We start from the raw sequence: 20,146 nt of genomic DNA, 5'->3' as shown, positions 1-20,146 counted from the left end.
AATGCTCTGGACTGCTGCTGTCTGCCTTGCGCGACGCTCGTCGAGTTACCGGATCATCTGCCGGACCTTCTCAGCCACGCGCGCCATCGGGGATGGCTTCACGAGATGCGCCTCGCGGGCGGCGGGCATGCCCGACGACGCCAGGGCGCCAGCCGATGCCGGCGCGCACTACCAGCTTGTCTCCGGCGAGCTCGTGCTCAAGCGCCCTGGCGAACGCCGCGCCGAGGTCGTCCGCCTCCTGCATCAAAGCCGCAATATCGTTCTCCCGCAGGGCGAAGCGGCCGAACTGCGCGAACATCGCCTGCCGCCGCGTGCGACACTGCAGCTCGACCCGGACCGGCGCGGCGAAGCCGTGCCGCCTAGTCGACCTCCGCGAAGGTCACCATGCGTCCGGCGGCTTCGTCCCACAGCACGTAGCGCGGCGCGGAGAGAGCATCGCGCAGTGTGAGGACGTGCACGTCTGCGAAGGCCGGGTGCGCGTTATGGCAGTCCTCCAGCCGGTAGTTCGGAATGCGCGGCGCCAGGTGGTGCACGTGGTGGAAGCCGAGCCGGCCGGTGAACCATCGCAGGACCGGAGGCAGGCGCAGATAGGAGCTCCCCTCGAGCGACGCCGTGACTGGGTCCCACGCCGCGTGCCGGAGCCAACGCACGCCCTTGAAGCGATGTTGCACCGAGAACAGCCAGACGCCAGCGATACTCGCCGGCACCATCACGGCGAGCAGCACGGTCATCACCGGCCAGAACCCCAGAATCAGAGACAGGCCGCCATAGCTGGCGGCGAGCGCGAGGTTCGTCAGGTGCACGCCGAGCCGTTCCCGGCGCCAGACCGGCGGCGTGTCGAAGGGGATGCGGTAGAGCAAGAGGAAAACGAGCGGCGGCAGGAGCAAATGCGCAACCAGCGGATGCCGCACCGTGCGGAAACCCAGCCGCCGCCACCGCCCCAACGCCTGGTAATCGGCGACGGTCGTGCAGGTCGAGTAGATGTCGGCTCCGCGGTCCCGGTGGTCGAGGTCGTTCCAGACCGCGTGGTGCGCTGCGTGCTGCCGCCGCCAGTTCCCGTACGGCGTGAGGGTGAACAGGGAGCAGAGCCGGCCGACCGCGTCGTTCACGCGGCGGGAGTGGAACAACGAACCGTGCCCGCAGTCATGCTGGAGGGCGAAGACCCGGACCACGAAACCTGCCGCCGGGAGCGCAAGCACGACGACAACGGGCCACCATCCCAGGCGGAGGCCGACATGCATCCCCGCGAGCAGGGCAAGCAGCGGCGGGAAGGTTGTCGCGATCTGCAACACGGCGGCGTGCGGCGATGCCTCCTGGAAGCGCAGGGCGACCGTTCTGAGATCGCGCCAATCGGACCGGGCCCGCGCCGGCGCGGGTTGGTCAGTGTCGGTGCCGGCGGCCGACGGCATCAGCCTCTGCCTTGCGGCCAGGTGACGACGATGCCGACGTCGCCGGGCATCCCACCCGGGAATGTCAGGATCCGTGCGCCGAGACCGGAGCCGCCAGGCTGCAAGGCGTCACGCCAGAATTCGACGAAGACTTGTGCGCCGCCCGGCAGCGTGTCCAGCCAGTCCGAAAGCCGGTTGTTCATCTTCCGCCTGCCATCCGTGCAGAATTCGGACGGGAAGGAGACCAGCATCACTTCCCGCTGCTCATTCTCGAAGGCCGCCTGGATCCTCGAGAGCATGGCGTTGCGATCGGCGTGGGTCAGGCGGCGCGCCTCGAAGCGTCCGCGGTCGCCGGCCCGCTGGTCACGCTCGCGTCGCGCGACGTCCACCGCGGCGGCCTCGCTGCGGCGGTCCCGCTCGACCCGCTCTGCATGCAAGTCTTCGAGGAAAAGCGAGAAAACCGGCCGCGGTCCTTCGGATGCCGGCTCTGCCTGCCGCCCCCCATCAGCGGCGCGCGGATCATTGGTGCCCATCGACTGCGTTCCTCCTTTTCTGGGTTGGATCGCGGTACCCGTCGGAGTCCTGGACCTCCATCACCCCTGACCGACATGGACTTCGTGCCGGCGGCGGCCTTTGCCGTGGACAAACTCCTACGACCTCGTTCGCACGGTCCAGATCGGGCCGAGGCCGATCGTGACGTGGATCAGCCCAGCATGATCGCGAGCACGACGAAACACAGCGCCATGAGCAGGCGGAAGCGATGCGCCAATGCGAGGCCGGTGAATGGCGCCAAGTATGGACGTCCTGCGTGGATCTGCATGGTCATCTTCCCCCAGACAGAAGGAGCATGTCCCGCCATGGAGGTCATCACTGCGCAGCGCGAGAGGAACGCCGCGAAGCTGGTCGAGGTCACGGCCTCGCCGTCGCGGAAGCGACGATCCTGACGCATGTAGGGCAGATAGGGCGCGACCAGCCCGACCTCGATAGCGCCAAGCTCTCGCGCCGCATCGGCGGCGAATAGCAGCGGCAGCGCCTTCGCGTCCGGCCGGTCGAGCGCGGCAAGCAGGATCACGCGCCGGCCGGTGAGGCGGCTCGCGTGGCGCAGCCAGGTCTCACCGTCCGGAAAGCGCCGGGTCTCCAGCGTGCCGAGTTCGGCCGACAGCGCAGCGGCCAGGCGCGCCGCCAGTGGATCACCGGTCTCCATCGGCACGAGCAAGGGCTGGGTGGTCATGTGTCTTCGCGCACGGTGACGATACCGGGATTGGCCGCCACATAGGCGAGCGCGTAGTCGAGTTCCCCCGCATTGTCAGCGTGCACGGTGAACAGCGGCTCACCGGCGGCGACTGGCTGGTTGAGGCGCGCGTGCAGTTCGAGGCCCGCGGCCTTGTCATCCGGCGCGCCGGCGAGCTTGGCGACGCGCGCGAGGCGGCGGTTGTCGATGCTCGTCAGACGCCCGGCATGGGGCGTGACCACCGCGTGCCGGAGAATCGCGCCCAGGGCGCCTGCCACACCGAGGATCCATCCCTCCACCTGGCAGCGAGGCGGGCGTCCTGCTGCAGCTTGACGACAGGGAGAGCCTGATCGAACCGCGCGCCTCACCCGGGCTCGCGCATCGCCGGCGGCAGTCGTGTCGCGATGCGCTGTGCGGCGGCGATCACCTGCGGCGCCAGGGCGAGCAGCGCCTGGCGTGAGAGGCGGAAGGCCGGCACGGTGAGGCTGATGGCGCCCAGGGCCTCTCCGCCGCGATCCAGGATCGGCGCGCCGAGGCTCCGCACTTCCGCCGCCTGCTCGCCATCATCCAGCGCGAAGCCGCGCGCGCGCACGGCCTCCAGATGCGCCTCCAGCGCGGCGCGGTCCACCAGCGTCCGGGGCGTGTGCCGCTCCAGCACCAGGCCATCCAGCACCGCGCGAAGCCGCGTGGCTGGCAGGAAGGCCAGCACGGCCTTGCCGGTGCCGCTGCAATAGGCCGGGCCACGTGCGCCGACGCGCAGGCGGAAGCTGACCGGTTCTCGGCTATCGACCTGCGCCAGGTAGAGCATCTCCGCCCCCTGCAGCACGGCCAGCCGCACTGTCTCCCCGGTCGCGTCCCGCAGCGCCGCCATCTCCTCCTCCGCGGCGCTGGGCAGGTCGAGCCCCGCCCAGGCGTGGTTGGCGAATTCCACCAGCCGCAGGCCAAGCCGCCAGCCGCCGCGCGGATCGGCGCGCACCAGACGCTCCTCCGCCAATGCGGCCAGGATGCGGTGCAGCGTCGCCTTGGAATGGCCGGTGGCGGCGGCGAGGTCGGCAAAGCGCAGCGGCGCCCCGGCCCCCGCGATGGCGGCCAGCACCTCGATATGGCGCGCGAAGACCCCCTTGGGCGGTTCGGGCGCGGAAGATCGTTGACGCGCCGGGGGCTTCGGCGGCATGCTCGCATTCATCAGAACTAAGTTCCATTCAATGGAACTTCTGTCAAGAAGCAAAAGGCTCTAGGCGCAAAGAACCGCGCCATCGGAGGAACGTCGCGTGTCACCGCTGCCTCGCCTGTCAGGCGTGCATCCCATTCTCTATGCCTTCTACGGTCCCGACGGCCGGCTGGACCGTGCGGCGCTTGAGCGGCAGGTCGATGTCTGCCTGGCCGCCGGCTGCCACGGCATTGCCCTGCTCGGACTGGTGACGGAGGTCTTCCGCCTTTCCACCCAGGAACGGCTCGACCTGGTCGGCTGGGCCGCGGCGCGCATCGGCGGGCGCGTGCCGCTGATGGCGACCGTGGCCGAGGTCTCGGTCCATGGGCAGCTCGACTTCATCGCCGAAGCGCAGCGCCGCGGCGCCGACTGGGTGGTGCTGCAGCCGCCGCCGGTGAAGGGCGTTTCGGAGCGCGAGATCCTGCGCTTCCTGGGCGCGGTGGCGGATCGATCGCCCCTGCCCGTCGGCGTGCAGAACAATCCACTGAATATGGAGGTCTCCGTCTCCAACGACGCGCTGCTCGCGCTGCATCGCAACCACCCGAACATCCGCTTCATGAAGGCGGAAGGCCCGGCGGTTTCCGTCGGCGCCTTCGCGCGGGAGGCCGCGAAGACCTGCGACGTCTTCGCCGGGCATGGCGGCATCGAATGGCCGACCAATCTGCGCAGCTCCTGCCAGGGCCTGATTCCGGCGCCGGAGCTGGTGGATGCGCAGGTCGAGATCTGGCGCCTGTGGTCGGCCGGCGAAACGGAGCGGGCGGAGGCGCTGCATCGCGCCATCCTGCCCATCGTCGTCTTCATGTCCCGCGCCCTGCCGCTGCTGATTGCCTATGGCAAGCGCCTGATGGCGCGCCGCATGGGCTGGGCGGAGCTTCACCCGCGCCAGCCGGAGACGGCGGTAACGCCCTTCGGCATGGAGGAGCTGGACCGTTTCGCGCAGCTGCTCGGCCCCCTGCCGGAAGCGCCCGGCGCGCCGCTTTCGCCGGCTCTGCGCCGCCTGGCCGGAATAGACTGACAAGAAGGGAGGAAATCGCCATGAAGACGACCCGCCGCACCCTGCTGGCCGGCAGCGCCGCGATGCTCGCCGCGCCCGCGCTGGCGCAGACGGCCTGGCCGGAGCGCAACCTGCGCATCATCGTCCCGCTCAGCGCCGGCGGCATTGCGGACATCATGGCGCGCCTGGTGGCGGAGGCGCTGCAGCAGCGCCTGGGCCGCGGCGTGGTGGTGGAAAACCGCACGGGCGCCGGCGGCGCCATCGGCATGGAAGCGGTCGCGCGCGCCGCGCCGGATGGCTACACGCTCGGCATGGGCAATATCGCCGCCAATGCGATCCTGCCGGCCATGATGCGCGGCCGCCTGCCCTATGATCCGGTCACGGATTTCCAGCAGGTCTGCCTGGTGGGCCTGACGCCCAGCGTGCTCGTGGTCAATCCCCAGCGCGTGCCGGTGCAGAGCCTGCCCGAATTCCTCGCCTTCCTGCGCGCCAATCCGGACCGGCTGAACTTCGGCTCCTCCGGCGTCGGCACCAGCCTGCATCTGACGATGGAAATGCTGATGCAGGAGACCGGCGCGCGCATGACGCATGTGCCCTTCCGCGGCTCCTCCGACATGATCACCGCGCTGGTCGGGGGCCAGGTGGACCTGGCGGTGGATGGTTTCGCGACGGCCTGGCCGCATGTGCAGGCCGGGCGGCTGCGCGCCATTGCCGTGCCGACGGCCGATCCGCTGCCCTTCGCGCCCGAACTTCCGACCATCGCCTCCCTCGTCCCCGCCGTGCAGGTCAGCCCCTGGCACGGCATCATGGGCCCGGCCGGCATGCCCGCCGCGGCGGTGCAGCGGCTGAATGCGGAGATCGCAAGCTTCCTGCGTCAGCCCGACACGGTGGAAAAGCTGCGCGGCTTCGGCGCCATCGCCGCGCCGAATACGCCCGAGGAATTCCGCGCGCTGATGGTCTCGGAGCGCGACAAGTTCCAGGCGCTGATCACCCGTACCGGCATCAGCGCGGGCTGACCGGCATGACCGAGCGCATCGCCACCGTCGAGGCCTTCCGCATCGTCATCCCGCGCGAGGTGCCCTATCTCGGGCCGCTGCGCGAGGGCGAGGCGAGCAATGCGCGCGGCTACTTCATCCGCCGCGGCAACCGATCCGCCTATCCGGTCACCGATACCTCCGTGCTGGTGAAGGTCACGACGGAATCGGGCTGCATCGGCTGGGGCGAATGCTACGCCATCGTCGCCCCCGGGGCGGTCGCGGAGATCATCACGGATCTGCTCGGCCCGCTCTGCATCGGCCGCGATCCGCGCGACCCGGTGCCGCTGCACGAGGATCTGTATGACACCATGCGCGTGCGCGGCTTCGGCAGCGGCTATTTCGTCGATGCGCTGGCCGGGCTCGACATCGCCATCTGGGACATCGCCGCACGGCTGGCGGGGCTGCCGCTCTGCCGGATGCTCGGGGGCCAGCGGCATGCGCAACTGCCCGCCTATGTCTCCGGCCTGCCGCGGCCGAGGCTGGAGGAGCGGGTGGAGCTTGCGCTGGAATGGCAGGCGAAGGGCTTCGATGCGGTGAAGTTCGCCGCCGCGGTGGCCGAGCGTGGCGAGGCGGCCGAGATGGCGGCGCTGCGCCGCGCGCTGGGCCCGGAGATGCGCATCGCCTGCGACATGCATTGGAAGCACACCGCCCTGGCCGCGACACGGCTGATCGATCGCATGCACGCGCACGACCTGTGGTTCGCGGAAGCCCCGGTGGCGCCAGAGGATCTTGAAGGGCAGCGAGAGGTGGCGGCGAAGGCGCGCACATCGGTGGCGCTGGGCGAGGAATGGCGCACCGCCTTCGAATATCGCCCCCGCCTGATCGACCGCTGCATGGACATCATCCAGCCGGAGATGGCGCATACCGGCGTGACGGAATTCATGAAGATCGGCCGCATGGCGGAAGCCTTCCATTGCCGCTGCATCCCGCATGCCTCGATCGGGATCGGCATCTTCCAGGCGGCGAGCCTGCATGCTTCCGTCGCGCTGCAGAATTGCGACGGGCACGAATACCAGCATTCGATCTTCGACAGGAACCTGCGCTTCATCCAGGGCGACATGGCCTGCGAGGCGGGCTTCTATCGCCTGCCCTCCGGCCCCGGCCTTGGCGTGCAGCCCGCGGATGACGTCTGGCGCTTCGCGACGCGGCACGAGGCCGGGTGACGCCGCAGCCACAGGCACCGCATGCCCGACGCCCAGGGCGACCCCTCGCTGCGGCCGCAGGGCCTGTCGCGGGCCTGGTCGGGCTTCTGCTGCACCGCAATATCGCGCAGTCCCCTGCGATGCGGCCACCGACCAGGGTGGCTTTCTAACGGTCAGTCCCGACCCTCAGCTCCAGCCCGCGGCGCGGCTACCCACATGGCAGCCTTCACGGCCTCGCGAATGTGTGGCCGCGGCAGCGCCGGACAGTAGGCCTGCGCCGCGTCCTGCGCCCGCTCCACGATCGACGCCTCGCTCAACCCCTGCGCCAGGTCCTGCGCAACCTGCTGCGCCAGCGCGCGGATCAGGCCCGGCTGGAGCCAGCTCGGGAAACGCGCCTGAGATAGATGAGGAGTGCCATCCATGCCGCATCATGCGCACGAGAACAAAAGAAGAACAAGCCTGGCATGAACAAGCGGCAAACCGGCTTTGCACGTCAAGGTTGGACGTGTCCCCTTGGGTTCACATTCTTCATCTGTAAGGTCTTGGAATGATTGGTGGGCGCTGTAGGGCTCGAACCTACGACCCGCTGATTAAGAGTCAGCTGCTCTACCAACTGAGCTAAGCGCCCGCGCCAAAACTCGGCGAGGCCGGCCGTTTAAGCGGTGGCGGCGGCTTTGTCCAGCCCGGGGCGGGCGAAACCATGCACAAAGCCGCCATGTCCCCAGGTCATCGCTGGTCGCGGGCGGCCCCCAGCTCGGAATCCCGGTGCACATGGGCCGACATCAGCAGCCCGAAGCCCACCATCGCCGTCAGCATGGCGGACCCGCCATGGCTGATCAGCGGCAGCGGCACGCCGCCGACCGGGATGGCGCCGGTGACCATGGCGATGTTGACGAAGACATACATGAAGAAGTTCGTCGCCAGCCCCACCGCCAGAAGCCGCCCGAACTGGTGCCGGCTGCGCAGCGCCACCAGGAAGCCGAAGGCGATGACGCAGGCCAGCAGGCCCAGCACGCTGAGTGCGCCGACCAGGCCGAATTCCTCGGCCAGCATGGTGAAGATGAAGTCGGTCTGCTTCTCCGGCAGGAAGTTCAGGTGGCCCTGCGTGCCCTGCAGGAAGCCCTTGCCCCAGAAGCCGCCGGAACCCAGCGCGATCTTCGACTGGATGATGTTGTAGCCGGCGCCCAGCGGATCGCTTTCCGGATCCAGGAAGGTGGTGATGCGCGCGCGCTGGTAGTCGTGCAGGTGGTCGTAGGCGATCGGCGCGGCGATCGCGACGGCGCCCAGCACGATGGCGAATTTCCAAAGCCGCACGCCCGCGGCGAAGAAGACCGCGCCGCCCACCATCATCGTGATCAGCGCGGTGCCCAGATTCGGCTGCTTCAGGATCAGCCCCGCCGGCAGCAGCACCGCCAGGATCGGCGGGATCAGGAACAGCGGATTGCCGATCTGTTCCCAGGACGCCTTGTGGAACCAGGAGGCGAGCGCCACCACCAGCAGGATCTTCATCAGCTCCGAGGGCTGCAGCTGGAAGCCGCCGAGGTCCAGCCAGCGCTGCGCCCCGCCGCCCACCTGGCCATGCAGCGCCACCATCACCAGCAGTCCGATGCCCAGCGCATAGCCCAGCCAGGCGAAGCGCGCGATCAGCCGGATATCCACCAGCGCGATCGAGAGCATCAGCACCAGGCCGAAGCCGAAGCGGATGGCATGCTTGGCCGCATAGGGATCCGGCCCGCCGCCACCCGCCGAATAGAGCGCCACATAGCCCACGCCGCCCACGGCACACAGCAGCAGGACAAAGATCCAGGGAATCTGCCACAGCTTTTCCAGCACCCCGGTGCCGCGTTCGCGCAGCAGCAGGCGGCGTTCGAATCTCATGGCAGGATTCTCATGGACGCGTCCCGCCCGGCGGCCGTGCTTCCGCCACCCGCGGGCCGAAATTGCCACCCGGGCCCGGACGCAATTGCTGGAAAGCCTCGACCAGCACCTCGCGCGCCAACGGCGCCGCGGCGGCGGAGCCGGAGCTGCCATGCTCGACAATGACGGAGACGGCGAAGATCGGATTGTCGTAGGGCGCGAAGGCCACGAACAGCGCATGGGGGCGCCATTCGCGCGGCACCTGTTCCACCCGGAAGCCCCGCTCCCGCTGCTCGCGCGTCACGCGGCGCACCTGGGTGGTGCCGGTCTTGCCCGCCATGGCGCCGAGTTCCGGCGGCAGGCGCGCCGCCCGGGCGGTGCCGCCCTGCTCGTTTACCACGGACCACATCGCCTCCCGCACCAGGCGCAGGTCGCGTTCGGGGATGCCGAGGCTGGGCCAGTCCTCCGCCCGCACGCCGCGCACATGCCGGCCGCCGATGCTGCGGGTCAGGTGCGGCTGAACGGCGCGGCCGGTGGCCAGGCGGGCGGTCATGGTGGCCAGTTGCAGCGGCGTCAGCTGGTAGAAGCCCTGGCCGATGCCATGCACCACCGTATCGCCCAGCGCCCAGGGCCGGCCCTGCTGCTGGCGCCATTCGCGCGTCGGCATAAGCCCCGCGCGGATGCCCGGCAGTTCGATATCCAGCGGCACGCCCAGGCCGAAGCGGCGGCCCATGGCGGCGATCTTGTCGATGCCGAGGCGCTTGGCCATTTCGTAGAAATAGACGTCGCAGGACAGTTTCAGCGCCGTCCGCATATCCATGGCGCCGTGACCGGACCGGTTCCAGCAGTGGAAGCGGGATTCACCCAGGTCCATATGGCCGGGGCAGTAGACCCGCTCCCCCGGCGTCGTCACCCGCGCCTCCAGCGCCGCCAGCGCCACCACCATCTTGAAGGTGGAGCCGGGCGCATACAGGCCGTTGGTCGCCTTGTTGATCAGCGGCGTGGCGCGGTTGCGCGTCCATTCCCGCCATTGCGCGGCGGAGACGCCGGAATTGAACAGGTTCGGGTCGAAGGAGGGCTGGGTGGCCATGGCCAGCACCTCCCCGTTCCGTGCATCCATCAGCACGACGGAGGTGCCTTCCTCGATCTTGCCGCGCAGCGTCTTGGTGAGTGCGGCATCGACGGAAAGCTGGACGTCCTGGCCCTGCACGCCCTCTCGCCGGTCCAGTTCGCGGATGATGCGGCCGACCGCATTCACCTCCATCTGCACCGCCCCGGCGCGGCCGCGCAGCACCAGGTCGTGGTGCCGCTCGATGCCGGACCGACCGACGCGGATGCCCGGCAGTTCCAGCAGCGGGTCGCCATCCATGTCGCGTTCGGCCGGCGGCGCGACATAGCCCACGATATGCGCCAGGTGCTCCGCCTCGGGGTAGATGCGCGTGGTGCCGACATCGACGCTGATGCCCGGCAGGTCCGGCGCGTTCAGCTCGATCCGCGCCATTTCCTCCCAGGTCAGGAAGTCGCGCACGGTGACCGGCACGAAGCGCCGGCGGCGGCGCACGTCGCGCTCGACGCGCGCGCGTTCCTGGTCCGTCATCGGCACGATGCGGCTGAAGGTCTCGAGCGTGGCGCCCACATCGGTGGTCTGCTCGGCGGTCAGCAGGGCCCGCCAGTTCAGCTGGTTGCCGGCGATGACATGGCCGTTGCGGTCCAGCACCCGCCCGCGCGGCGGCGCCAGCAGCCGGGCCGAGAGGCGGTTCTCCTCGGCCAGCGTCGCATAGCGCTCCCCCTCCTCCACCTGCAGCCGGTGCAGCCGATGCGCCAGGAAGCCCAGCAGCCCCATCTGCCCCAGGCCGAGCGCCAGCGCGCGGCGGCTGAAGATGCCGCGGACCCGCTCCTCCTCCCGCTGCTTCCGGCTCATCTTTTCAGACCCTCAAACGGCGGGCGCGCGCTCCGCGCGCTTGCCTTCGCGCCTACGCGCTGTCGCATGGGCTGGCAGGGGGCGCTGTGCGCGGGCCGCATTCGCGGCCTCGGCCCGCGGAAGAGTGCGGGCCGCAAAGGGAGTCGCGCTTGAAAGCCCTCCCCCCCTTTCATGGGGAGGAGGGTTGGGTGGGGGGGACGCGCAAGCACGGGACTGCCCTCGCCCACCCTCACGGCGTCTCCTCCGCACGGCGCATCACGCCGTGGATGCGGCTGAGGACGAAGGCGAAGGCCGGGTACAGGCCGGCGGAAAGCGCCGCCTGGTGCATCGCCGAGGCGAAGGCGGGCAGGTTCCAGGCCAGCAGCGCCGTCAGCAGCCAGCCCAGCGCGGCGGTCGCCGCCGAAAAGCCGCAGAAGGCCAGCCAGACGAACATGAAGCTCTGACGCACCAGGAAGCGCCGCCAGGCCACCGCCAGCGCATGCGCCACCAGCAGCGTCACCACGCCGGTGCCCAGCGGCGCCAGGGTCAGCAGGTCCTGCAGCAGGCCCAGCAGGAACACCGCCGGCGGCGGCATGGCGCCGGGCCGGAAGACGGACCAGAAGACGATGCAGGGCAGCGCCGCCGCCGGGACCAGCCCCGGCACGCCGGAAGGGCCGGCCGCGATCACCATCAACAGAACCGTACCGGTCGCGGGAAAGGCAGCGCGCGCGATGTCGTCCAGCCGTCGCAGCAGCCCGGGCGATGGCTCTGGGCGTCCGACCATCAGGGTCCGGGCGTTCAGCGCCGCGGGCGCGGTTCGGGCCGCGCAATGGCCTCGGGCGGCAGGATCCCGCCCAGCCCGAAGTCGAAGAGCCGCACCATGTCCAGCCGATCCGCCCGGGCGAAGAGCTCCACCTCCGCCACCCCGCCCTCGGTCCAGCGCACCACGCCGACCGGCAGGCCGGCCGGGAAGGCCACGCCCTCCGCGCTCGTCACCACACGTTCCCCTTCCGCCGGGCGGCTGCCCTCGGACCAGTGCTGCAGCCGCGGCCGGGCGCCATTGGTGCCCACCATCATCGCCCGCACCCGGCTGCCTTCCAGCGTCACCGGGATGCGGCTGTTCATGTCGGTGGCCAGCAGCACGCGGGCCGATCGGCTGCCCACCTCCGTCACCCGGCCCACGAAGCCACGCTCATCCAGCGCGATCTGGCCGCGGCGCACCTGGATCTCGGGCGGGATGGAAAGCAGCACGGCGCGGGCATAGACGCCGCCGCCATCGGCCACCACGCGGGCGGTGTGGAAGGCGGGCGCCCGTTCCGGCACGAAATCAAGGTGCCGGCGCAGCTGCGCATTCTCCATCTCCAGCGCCAGGGCGGCGGCCTGCCAGCGGCGCAGGCGCTCATTCTCCTCGCGCAGCCGGGCATTCTCCTCCCGCAGTACCAGCAGCTGCTGGAACTCCTCCACCGTCTCGCGCACCGCGCGGGCGGGCTCGGCGAAGGCGGCATAGAAGGGCGCCAGGGCATCCGCCAGCGCGATGCGCGCACGTTCCGCCAGCAGCGCATCGGCCTTGCCCAGCAGCATGGTGCCGAAGGCGGCCGCGATCAGCACCGGCAGCGACAGCCGGGCCAGGGCCTGGCGGAGTGGAATGCTGAGTCGGATCAAGCGCCTCTCCTCCCGGCTGGTGGGCCTAAGCCTCTATCAGTACATGGAAGTCAGCACGTGGCGAAGCCGCTTCATCTCCTCCAGCGCCCGCCCGGTGCCGAGTGCCACGCAGGACAGCGCCTCCTCCGCCACCACCACCGGCAGGCCCGTGGCATCGCGCAGCACGCCATCCAGCCGGTGCAGCAGCGCGCCGCCGCCGGTCAGCACGATGCCCTTGTCGACAATATCGGCCGCCAGTTCCGGGGGCGTGTTCTCCAGCGCCACGCGCACCGCCTCGACGATCTGGATCACCGGCTCGTAGAGGCTCTCGGCGATCTGGCGCTGGCTGACGATGACCTCGCGCGGCACGCCGTTCATCAGGTCGCGGCCCTTCACCTCGGTCATCGGGCCTTCCTCGCCCTCATCCGGGGCGGCGGCGGCGCCGATCTCCATCTTGATGCGCTCGGCCGTGCTCTCGCCGATCAGCAGGTTATGGTTGCGGCGGATATAGGAGATGATGGCCTCATCCATCTTGTCCCCGCCGACGCGCACGCTGCGCGCATAGACGATGCCGCCCAGTGAGATCACCGCCACTTCCGTGGTGCCGCCGCCGATATCCACCACCATGGAGCCGGAGGGCTCCGTCACCGGCAGCCCGGCGCCGATCGCGGCCGCCATCGGCTCCTCGATCAGCAGCACCTTGCGGGCGCCGGCGCTCTCGGCCGATTCCTGGATGGCGCGGCGCTCCACGGCGGTGGAGCCCGAGGGAACGCAGACGATGATCATGGGGGAGGCGAAGGACCGCCGGTTGTGCACCTTGCGGATGAAATGCTTGATCATCTCCTCCGCAACCTCGAAGTCGGCGATGACGCCGTCCCGCAGCGGGCGGATGGCGGCGATATTGCCGGGAGTGCGGCCGAGCATCAGCTTCGCCTCCTCCCCCACCGCCAGGACCTGCTTCTTGCCGCGATGGTCGGATATGGCGACGACGGAGGGCTCGTTCAGCACGATGCCCCGCCCCTTCACATAGACCAGCGTATTCGCGGTGCCGAGGTCGATGGCCATGTCGGCCGAGAGGAAGCCGAACAGGCGGGAGAACATGCAGCCGGAGCCTTCCGAAGGTCGAGGATGCCACCGCGCAGGCCCGGCCTGGCCGGGCCGGTACCAGGCGGGGCTGCCTGGACCTGGCCCCGTTCGGACCGACGCTTCCGCAGGGTTGCGCGAGGCGCCTCCGATACCCCTCCCCCGCCTCGACCTCAAGCCCCGTGACGCGGTGCGGGATGCGGGGCGGCCATTCGCAGGTAGGTGGCTCGCAGCGCGGGGGCGGCGGGCCCGGCGCACGAAACCGGAATGGTGCCGTGAACTCCGATGCAACATCGGCGTTAAAGGCGCAGGACCGAACCCCAGAGAGGAGCCCCCCCATGCGCCACCTTCCCATGTTGCTTCTGGCCGCCGTGACCCTGGCCGCCTGCGGCCAGACCACCGGTGACCGCGCCGTCTCCGGCGGCCTGCTCGGCGCCGGCGCCGGTGCCGCCATCGGCTCGCTCTCCGGCAGCGCCGGGACGGGCGCCCTCATCGGTGGCGCCGCGGGCGCCGCGGGTGGTGCGCTGACCAGCCCGGGCACGGTCAACCTGGGCCGCCCGGCCTGGCGCTGAGGCGCCTCGGCCGCGCCTGATCCCCGGGACCACCGTCCCGGGGGATGGGCGCGGCTGATTGACCTTTCGCTGGCCGCCCGCGAAGCTCCCGCCACAGAACGGGAGCCGAGCGGTGCGGCCTTCGACGATTCTGGCCAGCCTCCTGCTGCTGGCGGGATGTGCGGCGCAACCCGTCACCGGGCCCCAGCCCGCGACGGATCAGGCCAGCGCCGCGCCTGCTTCCCCCGGCGGGCGCGGCATGGCGAAGGATCCGGGCGAGGAGCCGGCGCCCGGCGCCCACAGCGCGGAATTCCTCAGCCTGCAGGCGCTGCCCCCGGCCCTGGCCCAGATCCCCCGGGCGGTGCTGGAGGAGGACCGGACGCCCGGCGTGCTGAGCGGGGCCATCGCCGCCTATCGCGCGCCCGGCATTTCGGTGACCATCTACCTGTTCCGCCGCAGCGCGGAGCCGGTGCCGGAAGGCCCGGACTCCCTGCCCGTCCTGTCCAAGCTCATCTCCGCCTCGGCCGCCGCACGGGAGGTGTTGGGTCAGAGGCTCGGCCCACGGGTGGAAGCGCGCCTGGCCAGGATGGCGGTTCGCGGCGCCATCGTGCTGTGCAGCCAGGATATCTATCGTGCCGGCCCGAATGCGGTGCAGGATTTCACCTGCGTCGCCAGCCAGGACGGCCGCCTGCTGAAGCTGCGCGCCACCTTCCGCACCTTGCCGGAGGAGCAGGACCAGGCGCAGCGCGCCATCGCCAGCATGTTGGACCGGGTGCGGGGCCACCTGTCCGGCGGCGGGGCTGCGGGCGCCATCCGCACCTGAGCCCAGGTTGCGGCGCAGCCCGGTCCTCAGCTGCGCCGCAGCATGGCCTTCAGCTGCGCCACAGCATGGCCTTCAGCTGCGCCGCAGCATGCGCCGTAGCGCCGCGCGGCCGCCCGTGCCCCGCTCCGGGCGCTGCCGCGCCGGCTTGCGCCGCACCTCCAGCCGGGCGCCGTCCGGCGCCCGCAGCAGCTGCAGCGTGCGGTCGTGATAGACATCCAGCCCCGGGCGATGGCCGATGGAGATCAGCGCGCTGCCGTCCAGCTCCTCGCGGAATAGGCGCATCATCTGGTCCTGGTTCTCCTCGTCCAGCGCCGCGGTCGCCTCGTCCAGGAAGACCCAGCGGGGCTTGTGCAGCAGCAGGCGGGCGAAGGCCAGGCGCTGCTGCTCGCCCAGCGACAGCACGCGGTCCCAGCGCTCCTCCTCCTCAAGCCGCGCCACCAGGTGGGGCAGGCCGCAGCGCTCCAGCGCTGCCACCTGCGCCTCCTGCGGGAACTGGTCCGGGGCGGCCGGATAGGTCAAGCCGGCGCGCAGCGTGCCGAGCGGAATATAGGGCCGCTGCGGCATGAACAGCATATGCGCCCGCGGCGGGATGCAGATCTGGCCCGAGCCCCAGGGCCAGAGCCCGGCGATGGCGCGGAACAGGGTGGACTTGCCGGTGCCGCTCTCGCCCACGATCAGCACCTTCTCCCCCGCCTTGATCTCCGCATTGGCGCCCTGGATCACGACATTGCCGTCCGAATGGGCCACCTGCAGGTTCCGGAAGGACAGCAGTTCCGGCTCCTCGCCCGGCTTCTGCTCCACAACGTCGATGCGGGTCTGGCTGGCCATGGCCTCCGCCATGTCGAAGGTATCCTCCAGGTCCACCACGCGCTCCACATGGCTGCGCCAGTCGGCCAGCTTGGGGAAGTTGTCGACGAACCAGTTCAGCCCGCGCGTCACCTCGAGGAAGGCCGAGCTGATCTGCATCAGCACGCCGAGCGTGATGGCGCCGGCGAAGTAGCGCGGGCTGGCGACCAGGATGGGGATGACGCCGGCGGCCATGCCATAGCCGCTGGTCAGCCACATCAGCCGCCGCTCCCGGTCGTAGAGCTCCTTCATCACCGAGACGACGCGGCCGAAGGCGCGCTGCAGGCCGCGATCCTCATCCGCCTCGCCACGGATCAGGGCGATGCCCTCGCTGTTCTCGCGCATGCGGATCAGGGTGAAGCGGTGGTCGCTCTCAGCCTCGTTGCGGCGGATATTGATGTCCACCATAGGCCCGCCGATCCACATGGTGGCGATCGACCCCACCAGCGCATAGAGCAGCGCGCACCAGACCATATAGCCCGGGATCTCGAATTCGGTGCCGCTATAGGACATCCGCAGCGGGCCCGAGAGCGACCACAGGATGCCGAGGAAGCTGGCCAGCGTCAGGATGGCGCTCAGCAGGCCAATGGACAGGTCCACCGCCATGGCGGTGGCCCAGCGGGTATTCTCGCTGATCCGCTGATCGGGGTTATCCGCCGCGCCGGGCAGGAAGTTCAGCTGGTAGTGCCGGCCGTGCTCCAGCCAGCGCCCCTGCAGCCGGTGCACCAGCCAGCGCCGCCAGCCCAGCATCAACGCCTGCCGCGCCCATAGCTGGCCCACCGCCGCCACCATGGCCAGGCCGGTCAGCAGCGCGAACATCCACATCTGGCCGTAGAAGGCCGGGCTGTCGCGGTTCTCCAGCGCGTTGAAGAAATCGCGGTTCCAGAGGTTGAAGCGCACCTGCACGCCGATCTGGAAGATCGTCAGCCCGAGCACCGCGGCCGTCAGCAGCCAGGCCTGCCGGCGATCGGCGGGGGAGGTGTAGTACCCTCGGGCCAGCCGCCAGAAGCGGCGCATCAGGCCCTCCTGCGGCGGAAGGTCAATGGCCGCAGGGATCTGGTCGGACATGGCGGCTCAGCGTTGCGGCTGCGCGGCGGGCGCAGGCGGGGGGGAGGAGGCAGTCTCGGCCGGCTGCACCGGGCGCAGCGCCTCGGCGGTCTCGCCGATCCGCTCTGCGGCCAGGGCGCGCCCGGCCTCCCCGGCGAAGCCGCGGCCCTCGGCGGCCAGCCGGGCGCCGGCGCGCAGCAGCGCGCGCAGCGGCTCCGCCGCGCCGGGCGGCAGCACCACCACCGTGCCATCCTCCAGCACCGCACCGGCCAGCTGGCCCTGCGGCGCGAAATAGGGGGATTTCACGGTGCCGGAGACGGCAAGCGGCTGCGAACGGTCCGAGGGGGCGCCGCCGAGACGCCAGTAGAAGCGGTCCACCACGCCCGGCTCGGCCTCCTGCGAGGCGGCGAAGGCCAGCATGGTGATGACCGGCGACTGGCGGGCACGGATGCCCCAGACGATCAGCGGCTGGCCGGGCTCCGCCGCGCGCCGCACCGCCTGGGCCATGTCCGGCGGGAAGACCACCTGGGGGCCTTCGCGGAACAGCAGGGCATCAGTCTCCCCGGCCGGGTTCAGCAGGTAGCGCTCGACCGTGCCGGTGAAGGTCGGCAGCTGGGTCGGGTCGAACCAGAAATGGGCGCGCGGCGGCGGATTGGCCGGGGTGGCCGGGGTGGCCGGGGTGGCTGGCGCCTGCGCCTGCGCCGGCCCGAAGGAAAGGAAAAGGGCCAGCGCCAGCCCCGCCATGGCACGCATCGCGCGCGGTCCCTGTGGTGCCGGGGTCAGTTGCTGCGGAAGGCGCCGAAGACCAGGCTCAGCAGGAACAGCACGATGAAGATGACGAAGAGGATCTTGGCGATGCCGGCGGAAGCCGAGGCGATGCCGCCGAAGCCGAAGAGGCCCGCGACCAGCGCGACGACCAGGAAGACGAGCGTCCAGTAAAGCATTGCGATCTCCGGCTTCTGACTGCGCCGGGTGAACGCAAGGCGGCCGGATCGGTTCCGGCACAAACCACCCCGCGCGCCGCCTTTTTCGCGCGGGTGGGCGGGCACTCAGACGGGGTCGAGATGCACCCCGCGGGTCACCGCCTGGTAGGTGGCGATCGCCAGCGTCGTCGGCTCGAAGGGCTTGGTGATGATGAAGGCCGGCTCCAGGTCCTGGCCGGTCAGCAGCCGCTCCGGATAGGCGGTGACGAAGATCACCGGCGCCTGGTGGGTGCGCATGATGCGCGCGACGGCAGAGGTGCCGTCCCCGCCCGCGCCCAGGTTCACATCGGCCAGCACCAGGGAAGGCCGCTCCGCCGCCGCGATTGCCACCGCCTCGTCCTCGGACCCCGCGATGCCCACCACTTCATGCCCCGCCGCCTCCACCAACTGCTGCAGGTCCAGCGCGATGATCGGCTCATCCTCGATGATCAGCACCCGCGCCACGGCGCCGGCGCGCAGGTGGTTGCGGGCCGCCGCCAAATACTGGGCCGCCTGGTCCGGCGGCAGGCCCAGCGCCAGCGCCGCCTGTTCGGTCTCCAGCTCCTCCAGCGAGGTCAGCAGCAGCAGCATGCGCTGGGTCCGGTCCATCGCGGCGCCCGGCGCTTCATCATGGTCCGGCAGATCGGAGGCCCCCTTGGAGGCGATCTGGCAGATGGCGCGGTAGAGCGCGAGCCGGCCCACCATGCCGGCGTCCCGCCCGCCTTCCACCGGCGCCAGGCTGCCGCGCAGGGCCTGCGCCACCAGCCCGTCGCCGCGCGACTGCGACCCGGTCAGCGCGCGGGCGAAGCGGCGGGCATAGGGCAAAGCGCCGATCAGCGCGGCGCGATCGATCTCGCTCATCGCCTTGTCATCTCCCAAAAGGGCGGCGCGCGCTGCCGCATAGCTCCCAGAGTTGATATGCAGTGAACCGTGGACGAACAAGAGAACTCCGGCGCCTTGCGCGCCGTAATCGCGCAGTTGTTGCCGGAACTGCGCGCCGCCGCCCGGATGCTCACGCGTTCGAGAGCCGAGGCCGACGACCTGGTGCAGGAAACCGTTCTGCGGATGCTGCGCGGCCTGTCCAGCTTCGTACCACCGGCCGAGCTGGCGCATGACCTGCGCGCCGCGCTGCGCCCCTGGGGCCTGACCGTGCTGCGCAATACCTTCCGCGAAGGCTGGCGCCGGGCGAAGCGGGAGCGGACGCATGCCGAGGCGCATCCGCCGGAGGAAGCTGCCACCCGCCGGTCCGACCAGGAAAGCGCGCATGAGGTGCGCGACCTTGCGCGGGCCATCGCCCAGCTGCCCCCCGCGATGCGGGAGGCGCTGATGCTGGTCGCCGCCCAGGGGCTGACCCTGGAAGCAGCCGCCGGCATCTGCCGTGTGCCCGTCGGCACGATGAAGGCCCGCGTCTCCCGCGCCCGGGCGACGCTTTCGCGGGCTCTCGCCCCTGTGAACGGGTAACGCGTGCGCGATGCAACCATCCCGTCGGCCCGTTCATTCAGGGGGCATAGAGGATGGAGCAAACAATGCCGAACGAGTTCCATGGCCAGGTCATCGCGCTGCTGCCCCGCCTTCGGGTCCAGGCCCTGGCGCTGACGCGCAACCGCGCCGCTGCGGACGACCTGGTGCAGGATGCCGTGGCCAATGCCCTCGCCGCCCAGAACAGCTTCACCCCGGGCACCAATTTCGCCGCCTGGATGCATCGCATCCTGCGCAACCGCTTCATCAGCACGCTGCGCAAGCAGCGCGAGACCACGGATATCGAGGATGTGCCGGCAGCTGCCTTCGCCGTCAGCGCCACGCATGAGGACCGGCTGGTGCTGAAGGAACTCGGCGCCGCCGTGAACCGCCTGCCGGCCGACCAGCGCGAGGCGCTGTTCATGGTGGTGCTGCAGGGCATGTCCTACGAGGACGTGGCAGAGGCTACCGGCTGCGCCGTCGGCACGGCGAAGAGCCGCGTCTTCCGCGCCCGCCGCCAGCTGCAGACCTGGCTGACCGGCGAGGAATCCGCCGAGGCGACGACCGAGGAGCAGCGGATCGAGCGGGAACGGGTCAGCGGTCGCGGCGCCCGTCGCCAGGAAAGCACCGCCTCCAGCCGAGGCGCTCGTCGTTCTGGGGTTGGCGAACACCATCTGCTGGCTTAAGTCGAAGATGCGAGGTGTTGCGTGCGGCACGGGCCACGCGCAATGCCGGCTTCGGCGATGGACATGGACAGCAGCGACAGCAGCAAGCCGGCGCCCCCTTCCAAGGTCACCAAGCGCAAGGGGGAGCGCGCGGGCAGTGACGCCTTCGATATCTGGCTGCAGCGTGGGCTGCACCAGCTGTACGACAATGTCGCGGCGGAGCCCATTCCGCCGGAGCTGATGCGGCTCATCGAGGAGGATCGGACACGGCGCGGCAAGTAGACGGCGCCGGTTCGGTATGATCCCAATCC

General features: G+C 70.4%; 24 protein-coding genes and 1 tRNA gene. 8 read left to right on the top strand and 17 right to left on the bottom strand.

The genetic code is table 11. The features are described 5' to 3' along the window. Positions 1-70: 70 nt before the first annotated feature. From J3S20_RS13485 to J3S20_RS13460, 6 genes are all read right to left on the bottom strand, one after another. A complete protein-coding gene (locus J3S20_RS13485) occupies positions 71-298 on the bottom strand; it encodes a hypothetical protein (protein WP_216836983.1) in 228 nt (75 codons plus the stop codon). 61 nt (positions 299-359) lie between these two features. Continuing rightward, positions 360-1,409, bottom strand: coding sequence for a fatty acid desaturase family protein (locus J3S20_RS13480; protein WP_216836982.1), 1,050 nt, complete (start codon positions 1,407-1,409; stop codon positions 360-362). After that, positions 1,409-1,921 carry a hypothetical protein gene (locus tag J3S20_RS13475; protein WP_216836981.1) on the bottom strand — a complete coding sequence of 171 codons (513 nt, stop codon included), beginning with the start codon at positions 1,919-1,921 and terminating at the stop codon, positions 1,409-1,411. The genes J3S20_RS13480 and J3S20_RS13475 overlap by 1 nt, the downstream gene beginning before the upstream one ends. Positions 1,922-2,091: 170 nt before the next feature. Further along, positions 2,092-2,619 carry a ribose-phosphate pyrophosphokinase-like domain-containing protein gene (locus J3S20_RS13470; protein ID WP_246602733.1) on the bottom strand — a complete coding sequence of 176 codons (528 nt, stop codon included), beginning with the start codon at positions 2,617-2,619 and terminating at the stop codon, positions 2,092-2,094. Then, positions 2,616-2,897, bottom strand: a complete 282-nt coding sequence (locus J3S20_RS13465; RefSeq protein WP_216836980.1) for a hypothetical protein — start codon at positions 2,895-2,897, stop codon at positions 2,616-2,618. Before J3S20_RS13465 ends, J3S20_RS13470 begins: the two co-directional genes overlap by 4 nt. Positions 2,898-2,983: 86 nt before the next feature. Beyond that, entirely contained in the window at positions 2,984-3,793 is an 810-nt protein-coding gene (locus J3S20_RS13460) for an IclR family transcriptional regulator (RefSeq protein ID WP_216836979.1), read from the bottom strand. 97 nt (positions 3,794-3,890) lie between these two features. Here J3S20_RS13460 and J3S20_RS13455 point away from each other — a divergent pair, with 97 nt between their 5' ends. The 3 genes from J3S20_RS13455 to J3S20_RS13445 are packed head-to-tail and all read left to right on the top strand — an operon-like array spanning position 3,891 to position 7,023. Beyond that, positions 3,891-4,844 (top strand): dihydrodipicolinate synthase family protein, encoded by a 954-nt coding sequence (locus tag J3S20_RS13455; protein ID WP_216836978.1) that lies wholly within the window; start codon positions 3,891-3,893, stop codon positions 4,842-4,844. 20 nt (positions 4,845-4,864) lie between these two features. Beyond that, on the top strand, positions 4,865-5,839 hold the full coding sequence (locus J3S20_RS13450; RefSeq protein WP_246602732.1) for a Bug family tripartite tricarboxylate transporter substrate binding protein: 975 nt from the start codon (positions 4,865-4,867) through the stop codon (positions 5,837-5,839). Between the two features lie 5 nt (positions 5,840-5,844). Further along, positions 5,845-7,023 carry a mandelate racemase/muconate lactonizing enzyme family protein gene (locus J3S20_RS13445; protein ID WP_216836977.1) on the top strand — a complete coding sequence of 393 codons (1,179 nt, stop codon included), beginning with the start codon at positions 5,845-5,847 and terminating at the stop codon, positions 7,021-7,023. A gap of 152 nt (positions 7,024-7,175) precedes the next feature. Here J3S20_RS13445 and J3S20_RS13440 read toward each other — a convergent pair whose 3' ends face one another. From J3S20_RS13440 to J3S20_RS13410, 7 genes are all read right to left on the bottom strand, one after another. Further along, positions 7,176-7,424, bottom strand: coding sequence for a hypothetical protein (locus J3S20_RS13440; RefSeq protein ID WP_216836976.1), 249 nt, complete (start codon positions 7,422-7,424; stop codon positions 7,176-7,178). A gap of 130 nt (positions 7,425-7,554) precedes the next feature. Beyond that, positions 7,555-7,630: transfer RNA gene (locus tag J3S20_RS13435), tRNA-Lys, on the bottom strand. Between the two features lie 98 nt (positions 7,631-7,728). Beyond that, positions 7,729-8,880 carry a rod shape-determining protein RodA gene (gene rodA / locus J3S20_RS13430; protein ID WP_216836975.1) on the bottom strand — a complete coding sequence of 384 codons (1,152 nt, stop codon included), beginning with the start codon at positions 8,878-8,880 and terminating at the stop codon, positions 7,729-7,731. 10 nt (positions 8,881-8,890) lie between these two features. Further along, positions 8,891-10,780 carry a penicillin-binding protein 2 gene (mrdA, locus tag J3S20_RS13425; protein WP_216836974.1) on the bottom strand — a complete coding sequence of 630 codons (1,890 nt, stop codon included), beginning with the start codon at positions 10,778-10,780 and terminating at the stop codon, positions 8,891-8,893. Positions 10,781-11,009: 229 nt separating this feature from the next. Next, positions 11,010-11,543, bottom strand: coding sequence for a rod shape-determining protein MreD (locus tag J3S20_RS13420; protein ID WP_216836973.1), 534 nt, complete (start codon positions 11,541-11,543; stop codon positions 11,010-11,012). A gap of 14 nt (positions 11,544-11,557) precedes the next feature. Continuing rightward, entirely contained in the window at positions 11,558-12,421 is an 864-nt protein-coding gene (mreC, locus tag J3S20_RS13415) for a rod shape-determining protein MreC (protein WP_216836972.1), read from the bottom strand. A 36-nt stretch (positions 12,422-12,457) separates the two neighbouring features. Then, positions 12,458-13,501 carry a rod shape-determining protein gene (locus J3S20_RS13410; protein WP_216836971.1) on the bottom strand — a complete coding sequence of 348 codons (1,044 nt, stop codon included), beginning with the start codon at positions 13,499-13,501 and terminating at the stop codon, positions 12,458-12,460. 320 nt (positions 13,502-13,821) lie between these two features. Between J3S20_RS13410 and J3S20_RS13405 the strand changes: the two genes are divergently transcribed. Further along, positions 13,822-14,055, top strand: a complete 234-nt coding sequence (locus J3S20_RS13405) for a YMGG-like glycine zipper-containing protein (protein ID WP_216836970.1) — start codon at positions 13,822-13,824, stop codon at positions 14,053-14,055. A gap of 238 nt (positions 14,056-14,293) precedes the next feature. Then, complete coding sequence (locus J3S20_RS13400; RefSeq protein ID WP_216836969.1) at positions 14,294-14,857, top strand: hypothetical protein; 564 nt, start codon at positions 14,294-14,296, stop codon at positions 14,855-14,857. A 72-nt stretch (positions 14,858-14,929) separates the two neighbouring features. Here J3S20_RS13400 and J3S20_RS13395 read toward each other — a convergent pair whose 3' ends face one another. From J3S20_RS13395 to J3S20_RS13380, 4 genes are all read right to left on the bottom strand, one after another. Then, positions 14,930-16,720 carry an ABC transporter ATP-binding protein/permease gene (locus J3S20_RS13395; RefSeq protein WP_216836968.1) on the bottom strand — a complete coding sequence of 597 codons (1,791 nt, stop codon included), beginning with the start codon at positions 16,718-16,720 and terminating at the stop codon, positions 14,930-14,932. Between the two features lie 57 nt (positions 16,721-16,777). Next, the gene (locus J3S20_RS13390; protein WP_216836967.1) at positions 16,778-17,503 is read right to left on the bottom strand and encodes a hypothetical protein; all 726 of its coding nucleotides are present in this window, start codon (positions 17,501-17,503) and stop codon (positions 16,778-16,780) included. 26 nt (positions 17,504-17,529) lie between these two features. Then, the gene (locus J3S20_RS13385; protein WP_216836966.1) at positions 17,530-17,694 is read right to left on the bottom strand and encodes a DUF1328 domain-containing protein; all 165 of its coding nucleotides are present in this window, start codon (positions 17,692-17,694) and stop codon (positions 17,530-17,532) included. Positions 17,695-17,799: 105 nt separating this feature from the next. Beyond that, positions 17,800-18,573 (bottom strand): PhyR family response regulator anti-anti-sigma factor, encoded by a 774-nt coding sequence (locus tag J3S20_RS13380; RefSeq protein ID WP_216836965.1) that lies wholly within the window; start codon positions 18,571-18,573, stop codon positions 17,800-17,802. Between the two features lie 69 nt (positions 18,574-18,642). On the opposite strand from J3S20_RS13380, the gene J3S20_RS13375 reads away from it, so the two are divergent. The 3 genes from J3S20_RS13375 to J3S20_RS13365 all read left to right on the top strand — a co-directional run bounded on the left by J3S20_RS13375 (position 18,643) and on the right by J3S20_RS13365 (position 20,117). Beyond that, entirely contained in the window at positions 18,643-19,173 is a 531-nt protein-coding gene (locus tag J3S20_RS13375) for a sigma-70 family RNA polymerase sigma factor (RefSeq protein WP_343215217.1), read from the top strand. 65 nt (positions 19,174-19,238) lie between these two features. Beyond that, complete coding sequence (locus tag J3S20_RS13370; protein WP_216836964.1) at positions 19,239-19,856, top strand: sigma-70 family RNA polymerase sigma factor; 618 nt, start codon at positions 19,239-19,241, stop codon at positions 19,854-19,856. Between the two features lie 63 nt (positions 19,857-19,919). Next, positions 19,920-20,117 carry a hypothetical protein gene (locus J3S20_RS13365; RefSeq protein WP_379793646.1) on the top strand — a complete coding sequence of 66 codons (198 nt, stop codon included), beginning with the start codon at positions 19,920-19,922 and terminating at the stop codon, positions 20,115-20,117. The last annotated feature ends 29 nt before the right edge of the window (positions 20,118-20,146 follow it).

Origin of the sequence: Falsiroseomonas tokyonensis (assembly GCF_019024325.1) — a bacterium.
Classification (GTDB): domain Bacteria; phylum Pseudomonadota; class Alphaproteobacteria; order Acetobacterales; family Acetobacteraceae; genus Falsiroseomonas; species Falsiroseomonas tokyonensis.
The sequence above is the reverse complement of the archived record's forward strand: the minus strand, read 5'-3'. Positions and strand labels throughout refer to the sequence as shown.